This is a genomic window from Pediococcus parvulus (assembly GCF_964063155.1).
Taxonomy (GTDB): domain Bacteria; phylum Bacillota; class Bacilli; order Lactobacillales; family Lactobacillaceae; genus Pediococcus; species Pediococcus parvulus.
Map to the genome: position 1 here is coordinate 287,104 of NZ_OZ061292.1, position 15,792 is coordinate 302,895.

Genomic DNA, 15,792 nt, shown 5'->3' on the forward strand with positions numbered 1-15,792 from the left:
TTATGACTCAAACGAATCTCGTTAACCATACTCATTGGGATCGAGAGTGGTATTTTACGACTATGGATGCTTTGGTATTGAGTGATCAACTGTTTACCGAGGTTTTAGATGAGCTAGAAACACACAAAGATGCTAATTTCTGTTTAGATGGACAAATTTCTGTCGTAGATGAATATGCAGAAATTCATCCAGAAGCAAAAAGAAGAATACAAAAGTTAGTTAAAGAGGGACGACTGTTTGTTGGACCATGGTATACGCAGACTGATGCTTTAATTCCAGATTCAGAGTCTATCATACGAAATTTAGTTATAGGAATTAATGACACTAAAGAAAAATATGGACAGCCCATGATGGTTGGATACCTTCCCGATACTTTTGGATTCAATGCACAGCTTCCAACCTTATTACATCAAGTGGGGATTGATAATTTTGTGTTTTGGAGAGGAACTAATTTCAGAACACAAATGAACTCGGTTTACTTTAAGTGGCAGGGTCTTTCGGGAAAAGATGTGTATGCAGCTAACTTTCCATTTGGCTATTTTACAGCGCAGATTGATGTAGAATCAAAACATAAACTTAAAGAATTTGTAGGCAAACGTTTTGATCCGGCTGCTGATTTTGAAGCAACTCATGCTAAAAATGAAGATGTTCTGATGCCTTCTGGAATTGATCAGATGAATATTATTAAGAATATTCAAAAGACAGTAGATGAACTCAACAAACTGAGCAAAAATCATACAGTGATCAGTTCTTATCCAGAGTTTATTGATAAGTTGAGACAACGTACCGACTTGCCAACTTATCAAGGAGAGCTTCGTTTACCAACATATTCACGAGTTCATCGCACAATTGGTTCAGTTAGACACCGGATTAAAACGGATAACTTTTATTTGGAACAAAAGATTCTGCGAAGAATTGAACCTCTAATGGTTATTGCTCATAAAAATGGTGTCAATATTGGAAGTGGATTGTTGATTAAACTCTGGGAAAAACTTTTGGAATGCCAAGCTCATGACACTTTAGGTGGTAGTGTTTCTGATAACGTTGCAATAGACATTAAACATCGGTTCAAGGAAGCTAATGAAATTGCTGACGGTATTGAGAACATGATTAAAAAGAAGCTAGCCGAGTTTTTAAATCTTGGCGATCATGATGTTTTGATATTTAATACTGATCCAACTAAGTTTCAAGGTAAGAAAATAATCAATATTACTGCCAGTTCAAAGAACCTTAAATTTGATGGTTTAGATTATCCGGTTATTATTGACAGTAAACACTATCCAGTTCGTCATCATATTCTGATGATGACACCTAGAGGACAAGAATATAAAGATGAACCTGAATACTTTGAATTGAAGTTTGAAGGTGACGTTAAGTTGCCAGCACTTGGTTATAAGGTGATTCACTTTAGTGAAGCAAATAAGGCGGCAGACGAGTTAGTAATCGGCTCAAATAGCAGTAATACAATTCAATTTAAAGATCAAAAACTGGGTTTTGCTGATGGCACATTGAATTACACAAATAAAGAGCGAAGGCTTGATAATGTAGTTCAACTGCTTGATTCAGGGAATGATGGTGATACGTACGACTATTCTCCTCTTAAAGATGACCAAGAATGTGTTCTTGATTTTCAGGATGCGCATGTTGAGGAAGTTAATGGAGATGCGAAGGTATTGATTGTCAATGGAACAAGTAAACTACCTTTGCACTTAGAAGATAGATTAGCTGAGCAACCACAACTTCAGTCAGTAAGCTATGTGCTGAGGTTATTATTTGATGAACATGGTGTGTTAAATGGTCATTTGAGTTTTGATAATCAGGTCTATTCTCATCGATTGAGATTACGCATAAATCCACAAATTTCTGAAGGAAAAACAATTGCACATATTCAGGACGGCTTTATACAAACTACAAATCATAAAATTAGTGATGAGTGGGAAAAAGAATTCGTAGAAAAACCTGTAAACATTTATAGCTTTGACAAAGCTGTTTCCGTAACAAACGCTAGTCGACAAGTTACTTTCTTTGGTAAGGGCATGAAAGAGTATGAAGGAAGCAACAATAGTTTGTATATTACGCTGATGGCAACGACAGGTGAACTTGGCAAGCCAAACTTGGCTTGGCGACCAGGGAGAGCATCCGGTGATACTACTAACCAAGGACACGTGATGATGGCAACTCCTTTGGCAGAAGAGCTGGGTAAAAATGAATTCGAATTTGGCTTAGAATTTGAAGAAGAGGCATTTTCGGAACAACAAGTTAGCCAACAGATGCATGAGTGGCTTTCACCCTCAATTTCATATCAAATGCAGAAGCTAAATTTGTTTATCAATCGGCTTGATAATAAAATTTGGGAAACAGAAGGCAATCCGCTAATTCCAAGTTCATTCTCTTTATTGGAAATTGATAATTTATTGATATCGGCAATTTATCCATCTTATCAGGATGAAGATGCCTATATTGTCAGGATTCAAAATCCAACTAAAGAAAGTGTTACTCTTCCAAAAAAATTACTGAAGCAAGCAACTATTGTGAATGCTTTGGAGGATTCGGCTGAATCTGACGGAACAATTGGTAAATATGATATGGTAACACTTAAGTTCAAGTACTAAAGAATAAGCAGAGAAGATTCAAAAAATAATAACGCTACTACAACATTTTCAACAAAAGAGAATCAAGAAAAAAGTCAAATTTGATTTTTTCTTGATTCTTTTTGCTAGTCCAATTTTTGCAACATTAATCTAGTAAAAGAAAGCGTTTGCAGAAAGGCGACGGCATTTTATACTGGAATTAAAGTTACAACAAGAAAGGAGGTATTCCAAAAAGCAAATGAATGAGCGCGAAAAAGAGGTTGTTCGATATATTTTATTACAAGGAAAAACTCACTATGAAGATATTGCGAAACACATGAATTTGTCACAAAGAACGATTGCAAATGTACTAGACCAAATTGTTCCAATGATTAAAGAGTCGGATGTGAAATTGATTCGCCGACCAAATGACGGAATTTACTTTAAAGGGGATCTTGATAAATTACGAAATGATCTTAGTTTATCCTCATCAAGTAGCTCACAGTCTAAGGGAGGTCGTCAGCGCTATATCTTATTCAAACTTTTATTGAACTCTAATTCTTATACACTTCAAGATCTTGCAGATGAGCTCTTTGTCAGTCGAAGTACAGACGAAAACGATTTTGTAGCCGTTCGAAAAAAATTGAATAGTATGGGAATTGGCGTGGAGGTGAGCCATCAAGGTATAAAAATTTCGGCAACAGAAGATCAAAGACGTGGGGCGACTGCGGAGTTAATTAGTCAATATTGGGGTCAAGATATATATGCAGAACATGAACACGGTCAATTAGTGAGAACAATTAACTTGCCGCCAAAATTACAGCAATTATTTTCCAAAAATACTATTAAGTTAGTTATGGATTCTTTGACCGAATTCATCGATAAAAGTCATTTGACATTTTCCGATTACGAATTTCAATCATTAGCTATTCATCTAATGATTGCTCTGGAACGAATAAATAATTCTTCAAAGATTGATCCACAGTCTACGAAAACTAGTAAGTATGCTGGGGTGTTGAGTGAAACAAAGCTGTTAATCAAGATTCTTGAGCGGCGTTATCAGCGTTCAATTCCGCTAGTTGAGCAGAAATATCTAAATTTGCACATTGTGGCAGCTATGCACAAAAAGATTTCGCTATCAGATGTGAAGGATGAGCCAGATCAACAAAAAGTTGACGACGAATTTAAAAATGTTTCTGATTTTTTACAACAAAAATTGGCGGACATTGAACCAGACAAAGAATTACTAGAGGGATTATCGCTTCATTTAGAATCGACTATTAAACGACTGAAAGTCGGACTTAACATCTATAATCCCTATACGAAAGAAATTCGTCGTAATTTACCAGAAGCCTTTGATGCAGCAGTCAGGCTACAATCAGATGTTCAAAAAAATTATGATATTGTTCTGAATGATGATGAATTAGCATTTATTGCATTACACTTTGAATCATTTTATGAACGGCATTTAACCGATAAACGATTAAGAGTGGTTGTGGTATGTAGTAGCGGAATTGGAACTTCACAACTTTTGGCACAACGATTAGAAACCAAATTTAATAAATCCCTTCAAGTTATCAGGGTTACAACAGTAGCTAATTTGTTTAACTCTGAACTGACTGAAGATTTAGTGATTAGTACAATTCCAATTAGTAACTTGGATAAACCAGTTGTTAGCGTGGGACCGTTATTAGGACCGGCCGACATAATAGCAATTCAATCAGTAATTAAGAAGTTACAAAAAAGTGAGCAACCACCAAATTCGTTTTTTGAATTATTAAAACCAGAACTTATTATAGTTAAATCCAAAGCGGAAAATTATGCACAAGTCATGAATACGATAACAAAAAAATTAGCTGAAAATGACTACATCAGGGATTCAAAACCAGTTTTAAAGGCCGTGGACGAGCGTGAAGCACTAGCAAGTACGGCAATGGATAACTTTGCGTTGCCACATGTGAATCCCAAATTGATTCAAAAATCGGCTCTTGCATTGTTGATTAGCGAAAAACCAATATTATGGCAGAAAAGTGAAGTGCATTTTATTTTCTTCATTGGTTTAAATAATGAAGTTAAAGGGAAGATGCGAGAAATATTTCAGTTGATTAATGCAATTATTGATGATCATCAGTTACAAAGCCACTTATTAAAAGCTAAACAATCAAAGGAAGTTATAAAAATACTAAAAGATTGGAATAAAGGAGGATTTTAGATTGAAAGAGTTTGATTTAAACAACATATTCACAGATATTCCAGTATCAGGAAACAAAGATGATGCATTGAGTAAAATGGCTAGGCTGTTTGCAAAGGAAAATGGAATAGATGCAGATGAGCTAACGCAAGGATTCAGAGCACGTGAGCAAGAGAGTACAACAGGATTTGGAAATGGTGTCGCAATTCCGCACTCTAAAATTAATGGTTTGAAGCAATCAGTAGTAGGGATTGTCACTTTCACTAACCCAATTGAGTGGCAATCATTAGATGAAAAGCCAGTTGAGATTGCAATTGCATTAATCATGCCATTAGATGATCCAAATAAAGAACATTTAACAGTACTGTCTAAACTAGCACGTAAATTGATGGACGATGAGTTTATTAAGGAACTTCAAGATGGTCGTCATGATGCAAATAGCCTGTACAAGGTTGTGACCAACGCGATTGATTTTGAATCATAAAATATGAAAGGCAGTGAAACAATATGGCAAGTTTCGTAGGAGTTACAAAATGTCCTGTGGGTATTGCACATACCTATATGGCAGCTGAAAAATTACAAAAATCAGGTGAGGCCAAAGGCTATACTGTAAAAGTTGAAACCCAAGGCGCACAAGGTAACGAGAATGAATTAACAGAAGAGGACATAAAGAACGCAGATTTTGTTATTTTGGCAATTGATGTGGCTATTGAAGGTATGGATCGGTTTATTGGTAAAAAAGTATTATTAGCATCAACCGCGAATGCCATTAAGGATTCTGACACTTTAATTGCAGATGCCCAAAAGGCTAAAGTATATAGTGGTGACAAAAAATCTGCTGGTGATCAAGAAGAACAAACAGAAGAGACTGATGAGCACAAACAAAGTCCCATTGTGCAACAGTTATTAAATGGTGTTTCACATATGATTCCATTTGTTGTAGTAGGTGGCCTGTTTATTGCTTTGGCAACTACATTTGGTAGTCATGCAACCAGTGCCGGCATGGTCATTGCACCACACACTATTTGGAGTGCCATGAACCAAATTGGTACAATTGGGTTTACTTTGATGATACCAATTTTAGCTGGATATATTGCTTATGCCATTTCAGGACGAGCAGCGTTGGCTCCAGCAATGATCAGTGCTATGGTTGCTAATACACCAGCTATTTTGGGAACAAAAGCTGGTACTGGATTTATTGGTGCGATTGTTGTTGGTTTTGTAGCAGGCTATTTGGTTAAATGGTTCAATTCATGGAAAGTTCCTAAGAGTATTCGTCCAGTAATGCCAATATTTGTTATTCCACTGTTAGGAACTGGTATTATTACTGCTGGATTTATTCTTATCTTAGGAGCTCCAATTGCTTGGTTAATGACTTCATTGGAAAACCTATTGAGCTTCTTATCCAAGGATCCATCAACCAGTATTGTATTAGGATTAGTATTAGGGGCAATGGTTGCTGTTGATATGGGTGGTGCGATTAACAAAGTTGCCTTCCTGTTTGGTGTTGCCTCAATTACAGCTGGGCATCCTCAAATTATGGGTGCTGTAGCGTGTGCGATTGCTGTCCCGCCACTATCAGTTGGGTTGGCCACATTTATTCGCAGAGACTTAAATACTGATGAAGAGAAAACTGCTGGTATTGCTGCAATTTTGATGGGATTAATTGGTATTACGGAAGGTGCGATTCCATTCGCTACAGCCAATCCAAAACATGTCTTTCCAAGTATTATAATTGGATCTGCTATAGCTTCAGCGGTTGGAATGGTATTTGGAATTACAGATGCTGTACCACATGGTGGCCCAATTGTTGGTGTCTTAGGTGCTACAAATAATATTGTCTTGTTCTTTATTGCAATTTTATGTGGGATTGCTGTATCAACAACAATGCTTGCCTTCTTCAAGATTCGTAAGGCTAATAAAGAAAAGACTCATGCAAAAGTTGCCTAGTCATTTACAATTTTAGTCTTACAACAAAAAATTAATTTGAAAAATGGTGTATTTAAGCATTCTCTAATTAAATAACAAAAGAAATTATTAGTTATTTGAATATGATAGATAACCAAAAATTTGGCTAAGATGTTGATTGAACTAGTGGCTGTATAAACAGTTTCAAAACGAAAAAAGCTATTTACAATGGAAGATTCCGTTGTAAATAGCCTTTTTCCGTTACAAAATGCTATTCCTTTTTAAATCCTATTTGATCTGGTAAATCTGGAGTTCCATACATTTTTGGTGTGACCGGTTTTAAGTTAGGGGCACTGGCTTCGGGTTTAGGATCCTTGACCCATTTAAATTTACCTTCACCGTCTAAAGCTTCCCCTTTTGCCCAGTTTCCATCTTGGCTTTCTTCACCCTCTGATAAATTGTAAAAATCATAAGCAATGTCAAAACGTTCCTTGTCACGTGGAAAAGTGGTTGGGACTAAGATTCCGCCTTCTTTTTCTTCAAGTTCTTTTACAGCAGTCATCCATAAATTCTGATGATAACTATCACGAGCGAGGAGAACAGACAGTAACTCGCGAACGCCTTTGTCTTCGATCATTTCGTAAATTCTGGCGACTTGCAATCTACCTTGAGATTCGGCATTAAGATTAGCCCGAAAATCAGCAAGTAAATTACCACTTGCAATAATATACGCACCACTCCAAGGGTTACCAACGCTATCAGCGGGGCGTGGACCTAATCCCGCCACAATCGCATGTTGGGGGTTCATCCCTGATATGATTGCTTTCACAGTCGGATCTTGTTTCATGACCTCTTCTTGTTGAATGATAGGAGCGTCTTCAAGCAAGCGGGCAACCATTGTGGCCAACATTTCAACATGGCCCAATTTCTCGGTTGCCACATCCATAATCATATCTTTATATTTTTCTTCTCCGCGGCAACTCCACCCCTGAAACAAGTACTGCATTGCGACACTCATCTCACCATATTGCCCACCAATTAATTCCTGAATATATTTAGCATATAACGGGTTAGGCGCATCTGGTTTAGCTTCGAACTGTAATTCTTTTTTGTGATTAAACATTATTAAGTCGCCTCCTTAATACCAATATCTAATAATTACAATTAGATATCAAATTTAATGAATAAAAAATTTTAAACGCTCAAGGTTTTCCGACAAATAAAAATCTCGACAGTTTTGTTTTTACCCAATGACTACTGAATTTTTGTTTTACATCAAACAAAATTAATTTAAAAAAATGGGTATTTAATAATTGTAAACTTAAAATATATACATACAAAGTATTTACTAAAGTTCTCGAAAGTATGTATAATATAAATATTAGGAGGAAAGATATGCCTAAACGGCCAAAACAGCTTGAAAAAGAAATCTTAAAAGCTGGATTTGTTCGCCAAAAAGGAAGAGGGAAGGGCGGACATCGAAGATATAAACACCCAGATGGCCGAACTACCGAAATACCGTTTCACGATAAAGAACTGAGAAAAGGTACTGAAGAAGCGATTAGAAAACAAGCGGGGTTAAAATGAAACTCATTGGCATATCTAAACAGAAAATGAATAAAGTAATGTATCCGGTAATTATTTCAGAACGTAATGATGATGGCCATTATTTTGTTGCGACTTCACCAAATATACCAGGGATGGTCACTCAAGGTGATACGTTCTCGAATGCGGCCTACTGGGCGGAAGACGCCATTGCCACAATGTTGGACGGTGAAACAATTTATCCTAAAGTGCAGGATCCAAGTAATTGGAAACTAGCAGCAAACGAACGCCTTGTATACATCACTGTTGACATGAATAAATGGCTTAAAAAGAACGCCAAAACAATTAAGAAAACGATCACCGTTCCTGAGTATTTAAGTAAAATGGCAAAGGAGCAAAATATCAATGTTTCAAAAGTGACAAGTGATGCACTTAAGAAGATTTTAGGTGTTTAAGGTTTTCCGACAAATAAAAATCTCGACAGTTTCGTGTGATTTAACACACACGAGGCTATCGAGATTTTTAAATTAAATTGCTTTTTCGAGTTTTGCGTACCAGTTTTTACTTACAAATGCGGTCCAAACTAGTGCTGCAGGGATCGTGCCAAACAAGATGAGTCCAGGAAACTTGTAAGTCATAATTGCGATGCCAATAAAGCCGCCTAGTAATTTAATGACTTCCAAGAAGTTGTTAAAAAACTGGATGAATGCAAGCTTAAGTGTTTCACGTAGATCGACTTCATAGCTAGCAATAAGCAAAATCCCAAAGTGGAACATGCTAATTAAAATTAGCAATGTAAAAATGATGATGAAATCAGTCACGATAAATACTAATCCTCGTGTTTGTACTGAAAGAAATAAGTTGTAGCACAAAATTGCGATCACCGACCCAAACAAGTAAAAGTACAAATTGCCGAATTTGAAATTTTGCTTGAATATGCGCCAACCTTCACTTACTTTAATTTTTTGGTAGTGCCATTGATGTTGTTTATATAGTTCAGCCACGGTTATCAGAGCAGGGCCGATTCCCAAAATTAGGAAGCCACTAAAAGCATATAGCCAAAACAACAGGCTGAGCTTAATCAACACGTAACCCCGAACCAATAATTTTTGCACGCCTAAACTGATCATTGTACCGCCTCCAATTACATTTTTATGTATTAACAAGGTGCTTTAACTAACACCTTGTTTTAATAGATTTTTAGTTTGCTTTTAAATATGCGCTATATTGTTTTTGTAATTCGGCCTTTACTTCATTGTAGCCGGCAGCTTTCAAAGCTTTATTCATTTTCTTGATGGTTGGTTTGGGGTCAGCCGTTCCCGTATTTAACACGTCGATATATTGATTCATGAGGTTTTGAATGTTTGTGATCTGAGTTTTAATTTTTGAAGTATCCGGATTAAACCCTAAGATTGGAGATGCTTTAGCTCCTTCAATTGAGTCATCACGTTGCTTGATCATTTTATCGGTAACATCGGTTGTGGTATACAGGATGGCATTATTTCCAGTCATCCATGCTCCCATACTTGTATCAGCTGCGTAGTCGTCCAATAATTTAATCTTGTCTTTATCCTCAGTCTTTTCCCAGGCCTTGCCTTCTTCTCCCCAAACGAGGCCATTGAGTAATTCTGGGTCACTATTTAAAAGGCCGAGAACCTTAACAGATAGAGTTTTGTTTTTCGAACTATTGCTGACAACCCAATTGAACATTTGGGCTTGACCAGTAGTTTTCAAAGGTTCCGAGATTGCCCTAGTTACAATCCCATTCTTCTTGCCAGATGCGGTACTTAAAGCTTGATCTTCATAATCATAAGGGCCAACAAGTTCTTGACGGGCAAACCAAGTGTGACTATTTAAGCCGTATTCTTTGGTGTTAGTAGCAGCATCTTGAGGAATATAACCTTTTTGATAAAACTTGTGTAAATATTCTAAGTTTGTCAACATTTGTTTAGAATTATAGGGATTCACGATCTTTGAAGCATCGCTATTATTCGCTACATTAACTGCAAATGGCATCCGATCTGAAAGCGGGTAATCAAAACCAGCTTCGGCCTTAAAGCCTTTAGTAGCTTTGAAAGCCACTACGTTAGGTTCGACCGCGTGGAATTTCTTCAAAACAGACTCTAATTCTTTGTAAGACTTTACTTTACTGATGTCGATATTATATTTCTTCACAAAGTAATTATTAAAGGCAATGGTTTGTGTACGATAAACGTTAGCATTAACTGGCATTGCGTATAACTTTCCGTTCACTTTGTTTCCTTTAATATAAGCAGAATCCAAAGACTTGTAGGCTTTAGATGCGTACTTGGGAAGAAGTTTGGTTAAGTCAGCATAAGCGCCTTTTTGAGCGTTTACAACGTAATTATCCGCTTTGGCGATGTCATATCCTTCACCAGAGGAGACAATAACTGACATTTTTTGGGCATAATCGCCATAACCGATGTAATTAATTTTTAAATGAGCATTATACTTCTTTTCAATTACCTTGTTAGCTTTGGCCATTAATTTGTCGTAATTTTTAGGCTTATCACCAATTTGATACATAGTTAACGTTTTGACTCCGTTGCTATTCGAAGCGTGTTTCGAAGCACAGCCAGCAAGGGTTAATACGGCACCAAGCAATGCAAATGTAGATAGTAGGACTTTAACGATTCTTTTCATAATGTTGAGCTCCTTTTTAGTTTAGTTTGCGTAATTATTCTTTTACGCCACCGATTGTGAGACCTTTGACGAAATATTTTTGGAAAAAGGGATAGCTGATGGCAATTGGTAAAATAGAAATGACTACCATCGCCATTCGGGTAGCTTCTTGAGGAATGTTGGCGACACCGCCCGCGTATTGCGCAGCCTGAGAAGCGTTTTGAGTCAGCATTTCGATGTTAGATTGAATCTTCATCAATAAGTACTGTAAAGGCACAAGATGTGAGTCTTGAATATATAGCAGGGCGTTAAACCAATCATTCCAGTAGCCCAAAGCCGCAAACAGACTAATGGTTGCAATGCCAGGAACAGCTAGTGGTAACACGATTTTTAAGAAAATACGTAACTCACCTGCGCCATCAATCCGGGCTGCTTCAATGATCGATTCGTTAACCTGACGTTTGAAGAAGGTACGCATCACGATGATGTTAAATGGACTAACTGCCAAGGGAAGAATTAATGCCCAAATCGTATCTTTGAGTTGCAGTAAGTTTGTCATCACGATGTAGTTTGCGACCATCCCCGGCGTAAACAGCATCGTAATCAAACAAAAAATGGTGAAAAACTTACGATATTTAAAGCTGGAACGCGAGATTGAGTAGGCATACGTTGAAGTAAATGTTGCGTTTACTAAGGTTCCAAATACGGTAACCAAAACCGTAATTCCGAGAGCATTCAATAGTTGACCGCCCATGGTTGCTAAGTATTCATAACCAGCAAAGCTCCAATGTTTTGGAAAGAACTGGTAGCCATTAGTCACCAACGATTTTTCACTGGTCAGTGAAATAATGACAATGAAAATCAGTGGTAGTAAGCATGAAAAGGCAAAAACAGCGAGTAGAATATTGAAAAACAAATTAGACTTGGTACCAAACGAGCGAATTTCAACGGAGGAAATTCTTTTTTTATGTTGCCTCATGTTGAGCACTCCTTCCTAGAATAATGCTGAATCAGGATCGATTTTACGGACAACCGCATTGCTAATCATTAAGAGCGCAAAACCGACGAATGATTGATAAAGGGCGGCGGCACTCGACATACCGATATCTCCAGTTGAGGTTAAACCATTGAAGATGTAGGTATCTAAAACGGAAGTTACATTGTACAAGCTACCTGAATTCTGTGGGACTTGGTAAAAAAGTCCAAAATCAGCACGGAAAATGTTGCCAATTGCTAGAATGGTCATCAAGGTCATTAAGGGAACTAACGCCGGGATCGTGACATGTTTAATTTGCTGCCATTTGTTTGCACCGTCAATCTCAGCCGCTTCATATAATGTGGGATCAACACTCATCGCACTTGCGAAGTATAAAATACTGTTATAGCCGATACTTTTCCAAGTTCCAATGAAAAGGAGAATGAATGGCCAAAATTGAGGGGCATTGTACCAACTGATCCCCTTACCACCAGAACCTGTGATTAACGAGTTGATTAACCCTTGATTAGGACTAATAAACGCGTAAACAAAGTAGCTAATGACTACCCATGAAAGAAAGTAGGGGAGCAACATGGAAGTTTGGTAAAGTTTGATCAACCGTTTATTGCGTAATTGACTCATAACAACGGCGAAAAAAACAGAAATGATCAAATTTAAAACAATAAAACCTAGATTATATAGAAGGGTATTTCGAGTAATGATCCAGGCTGCATTTGAAGAAAATAGAAACTCAAAATTCTTAAAACCAACCCAAGAACTACTTTGTAAACTGGCTAGAAAACCGTCAGCGGAAAAATGAAAATCTTGGAAAGCAACGACATTGGCCAAAATAGGGATATAGAAGAAAAAGATCATCCAAATTGCACCTGGAATAACAAACAACAATAACGGCCAATTGTTTTTAAATTGCGTTGCAAAGCTTGGCCGATGCCGACGTTTTTTGCGTTTTATTGTGGGATTTATGGCTGTGTTTGTATCTTGCATAGTTATCTCCCTTCGTGAATTGCAGAATTCAATTGATGGTTTAGCCGATAGTTTCTTGTGTTTCTAGATCGAAAAAATGCGCGCGGGTCATATCAAATGCCATTCGAATGACTTCTTCTGGTCGATGACTATTTTGTGCGCTCACCTTAGCAACGAATTCATGCGGTCCTGCCATGACGTAAAGCATGGATTCCACGCCTAGCAATTCTGATACCTCTACTTTTGCATCGACCTGTGCACCAGCAAACTTTTCTAAAAGGCTTTGGTCTGTGTGAATGTCTTCAGCACGGATACCCATTATGATAGTTTTTTGATCGTAACCTTTGTCGCGCAATACAGTCAGTTTTTCTGGTGTGACCTGAACATCAAGGTGATGATTTAAAGTGCTTACTCTGTCTTCGTGTAATTGAACTTCAAAAAAATTCATTGAAGGGGATCCCATAAAACTAGCCACGAATTTATTGACCGGCTGATTGTAGAGTTCGAAGGGAGTTCCGACCTGTTGAATGGTCCCTTGTTTTGTCAGCACGATTCGATCAGCCATCGTCATTGCTTCCACTTGATCATGAGTGACATAAATCATGTTGGTTTTTAAACGCTGATGCAGTTGCGCAATTTGGGCACGCATGGACACCCGTAATTTTGCATCCAAATTTGATAGGGGTTCATCCAGCAAAAACAATTTGGCTTTTCGTACAATTGCCCGGCCTAAAGCAACGCGTTGTCTTTGGCCACCAGATAGGGCGGCTGGTTTACGGTCTAAGAAATCTTCAAGGCCGAGTATTTCAGCAGCGTTATCAACCCGCTTTTTTACTTCAGCTTTATTGATGTGCTGGATTTTTAAACTAAATGCCATATTGTCATAGACGGTCATATTGGGATACAGTGCGTAGTTTTGGAAGACCATGGCGATATCACGATCTTTTGGGGCAACATCGTTAATGACTTTGCCATCCATTTTGAGTTCGCCATCTGTAATGTCTTCAAGACCGGCAATCATTCGGATGGTCGTCGATTTACCACATCCGGAAGGACCGACAAATACAATGAATTCCTGATCTTTAATGTGTAAATTAAAATCAGTGACTGAGTAATTATCATTTCCAGCATATTGTTTATAAATATGATCCAAGTTGATTTCAACCATTATTTAAGCCTCCGCTTATAAGAATTAGCTAATTCATATCAGAAGAATATCAGAATACAACAGTCTCATCAAATGATTTGACTATCAAGATAATAAATTATATTTATAGATGAGCTTGAATATATGAATTTTAAAAATGGTTTAACAATGCCTAAGACTTAGTACAATAGCGTTTAATTAAAAAATGCAAATGAAGAAGTATAAATAAACTTGAAAGCGCTGTTACAAAAACGTAATATTCAGAGCTATTAGGTGAGAATTATGTGAAGGAGATTTTAGGATTTCAAGTAATTAGAAATTCAATTATGATATGATAAACCTATATAGAAAAAGAAAGGGGTTTATAAATTGAAACAATTTGAAATTAAATTATCTTATGAAAATGGTCGCGTTATTACGTTCTATCGGGATTTTGCCGATCTCGAAGAAGCAGAAGAGGACGTTTTGGCTCATATTTCCTCTGGCTCAACAATTAAATTCAACGAAGCTGGAGCGGTTGGCATGCTGTCATTTCACGGGGCCATTAGTTATTTGATTACACAAAAAGATCGTCCAAGCGATGTTGAGGCGATTACCTGGGACTAGCTCGTAGCATATAAAAGGGGTTAATTAAATGAGCACAGAAATTTCTGTACAGAGTTTAGAAAACGGTTACAAAAGTATTTTTAAAGAATCACCAGCGCATTTTTACTTTGCACCTGGACGGATTAACTTAATTGGAGAACATACTGATTACAATGGGGGCCGCGTGTTTCCTTGTGCTATTAGTTTAGGGACCTTCGCAGCCGTCAAACCACGGACAGATAATGAATTTCATTTGTATTCTAAAAACTTCGCTGACCAAGGTGTCCAAGTTTCAACGTTAGGAACTTCTGAAATTCAAGAAAAAGTCGGCAACATGTGGACGAATTATCCAAAAGGCATGTTGCGCTATTTGATGGAAGATGGTGCAAAAATCACCACTGGTTTAAATGTCTACATTGTCGGCAATCTGCCTGATGGCGCTGGGTTATCATCTTCAGCTTCCTTAGAGATGTTATTTGGCAAGATTTTCCAAGATGAATTTCAGTTACAAGTGGATCCGATTGATATGGTGAAAACTGGTGTGAAAGTTGAAAATCAGTTTATTGGCCTTAATTCTGGCATTATGGATCAATTTGCTGTAGAAATGGGCAAAAAAGATAACGCCGTGTTGTTGGATACCAATACCCTTAAATATGAACATGTGCCTTTGAAACTGGGCAATCATGTCATCATTATCATGAATACCAATAAACGGCGGGAGTTGGCAGACTCAAAATATAACGAGCACCGCCAACAATGTGACGAAGCCTTAAAACAACTACAGACTGGCATTGATACACCAACTTTAGGTGCCTTGGATAAAGAAACATTTGATGAGTATGCTTACTTAATTCAAAGCGAACCGCTCCTCAAGCGGGCCCGCCATGCCGTTTTCGAAAATCAACGAGTTGGTGAAGCAATGACTGCTTTAAAGGATCAAGATTTGGCCAAGTTTGGTCGTTTGGTGAACGCTTCTCATGTTTCTTTACAGTACGACTTTGATGTTACCGGTAAAGAACTTGATACTTTGGCTCACACAGCTTGGCAGCAACCTGGCGTTCTTGGCGCCCGTATGATTGGTGGCGGCTACGGTGGTTGTGCGATTGCCATCGTGGATAAAGAGCGAGTGGCTGCTTTTGAAGCTGAAGTTGGTAAAGTTTACAAAGAAAAAATTGGGTATGCGGCTGATTTTTATGTGGCTGAAATTGCCGACGGACCCACTCAATTGTGAAGAGGTAAGTAA

14 protein-coding genes are annotated in these 15,792 nt (G+C 37.6%); 8 read left to right on the top strand and 6 right to left on the bottom strand.

What is annotated here, in order from left to right; genetic code table 11:
- Positions 1–2 precede the first annotated feature (2 nt).
- The 4 genes from AB3217_RS01365 to AB3217_RS01380 all read left to right on the top strand — a co-directional run bounded on the left by AB3217_RS01365 (position 3) and on the right by AB3217_RS01380 (position 6,711).
- Positions 3–2,612 carry an alpha-mannosidase gene (locus tag AB3217_RS01365; protein WP_367365560.1) on the top strand — a complete coding sequence of 870 codons (2,610 nt, stop codon included), beginning with the start codon at positions 3–5 and terminating at the stop codon, positions 2,610–2,612.
- Between the two features lie 217 nt (positions 2,613–2,829).
- A complete protein-coding gene (locus AB3217_RS01370; RefSeq protein WP_367365561.1) occupies positions 2,830–4,782 on the top strand; it encodes a transcription antiterminator in 1,953 nt (650 codons plus the stop codon).
- 1 nt (position 4,783) lies between these two features.
- Positions 4,784–5,245, top strand: coding sequence for a PTS sugar transporter subunit IIA (locus tag AB3217_RS01375; protein WP_367365562.1), 462 nt, complete (start codon positions 4,784–4,786; stop codon positions 5,243–5,245).
- A gap of 23 nt (positions 5,246–5,268) precedes the next feature.
- Positions 5,269–6,711, top strand: coding sequence for a PTS fructose transporter subunit IIC (locus tag AB3217_RS01380; RefSeq protein WP_367365563.1), 1,443 nt, complete (start codon positions 5,269–5,271; stop codon positions 6,709–6,711).
- Positions 6,712–6,940: 229 nt separating this feature from the next.
- On the opposite strand, the gene AB3217_RS01385 is transcribed toward AB3217_RS01380, so the two are convergent.
- Complete coding sequence (locus tag AB3217_RS01385) at positions 6,941–7,792, bottom strand: manganese catalase family protein (RefSeq protein ID WP_367365564.1); 852 nt, start codon at positions 7,790–7,792, stop codon at positions 6,941–6,943.
- Positions 7,793–8,064: 272 nt separating this feature from the next.
- On the opposite strand from AB3217_RS01385, the gene AB3217_RS01390 reads away from it, so the two are divergent.
- Positions 8,065–8,256, top strand: a complete 192-nt coding sequence (locus AB3217_RS01390) for a type II toxin-antitoxin system HicA family toxin (RefSeq protein WP_057783389.1) — start codon at positions 8,065–8,067, stop codon at positions 8,254–8,256.
- 26 nt (positions 8,257–8,282) lie between these two features.
- Positions 8,283–8,669, top strand: a complete 387-nt coding sequence (locus AB3217_RS01395) for a type II toxin-antitoxin system HicB family antitoxin (protein WP_367365565.1) — start codon at positions 8,283–8,285, stop codon at positions 8,667–8,669.
- Positions 8,670–8,741: 72 nt separating this feature from the next.
- Here the strand turns inward: AB3217_RS01395 and AB3217_RS01400 are convergent, their stop codons facing one another.
- The 5 genes from AB3217_RS01400 to AB3217_RS01420 form a co-directional block, all read right to left on the bottom strand.
- Positions 8,742–9,344 (bottom strand): YesL family protein, encoded by a 603-nt coding sequence (locus tag AB3217_RS01400; RefSeq protein ID WP_367365566.1) that lies wholly within the window; start codon positions 9,342–9,344, stop codon positions 8,742–8,744.
- Positions 9,345–9,414: 70 nt separating this feature from the next.
- Positions 9,415–10,878 (bottom strand): ABC transporter substrate-binding protein, encoded by a 1,464-nt coding sequence (locus AB3217_RS01405; RefSeq protein ID WP_367365567.1) that lies wholly within the window; start codon positions 10,876–10,878, stop codon positions 9,415–9,417.
- Between the two features lie 34 nt (positions 10,879–10,912).
- On the bottom strand, positions 10,913–11,836 hold the full coding sequence (locus AB3217_RS01410; RefSeq protein WP_367365568.1) for a carbohydrate ABC transporter permease: 924 nt from the start codon (positions 11,834–11,836) through the stop codon (positions 10,913–10,915).
- Between the two features lie 15 nt (positions 11,837–11,851).
- Positions 11,852–12,838: an ABC transporter permease gene (locus AB3217_RS01415; protein ID WP_367365569.1), complete on the bottom strand. Its 987-nt coding sequence runs from the start codon at positions 12,836–12,838 to the stop codon at positions 11,852–11,854.
- A 40-nt stretch (positions 12,839–12,878) separates the two neighbouring features.
- Positions 12,879–13,985 (bottom strand): ABC transporter ATP-binding protein, encoded by a 1,107-nt coding sequence (locus AB3217_RS01420; protein WP_367365570.1) that lies wholly within the window; start codon positions 13,983–13,985, stop codon positions 12,879–12,881.
- 348 nt (positions 13,986–14,333) lie between these two features.
- Between AB3217_RS01420 and AB3217_RS01425 the strand changes: the two genes are divergently transcribed.
- Positions 14,334–14,570 (top strand): hypothetical protein, encoded by a 237-nt coding sequence (locus AB3217_RS01425; protein WP_367365571.1) that lies wholly within the window; start codon positions 14,334–14,336, stop codon positions 14,568–14,570.
- A 28-nt stretch (positions 14,571–14,598) separates the two neighbouring features.
- A complete protein-coding gene (locus AB3217_RS01430; protein WP_367365572.1) occupies positions 14,599–15,780 on the top strand; it encodes a galactokinase in 1,182 nt (393 codons plus the stop codon).
- The last annotated feature ends 12 nt before the right edge of the window (positions 15,781–15,792 follow it).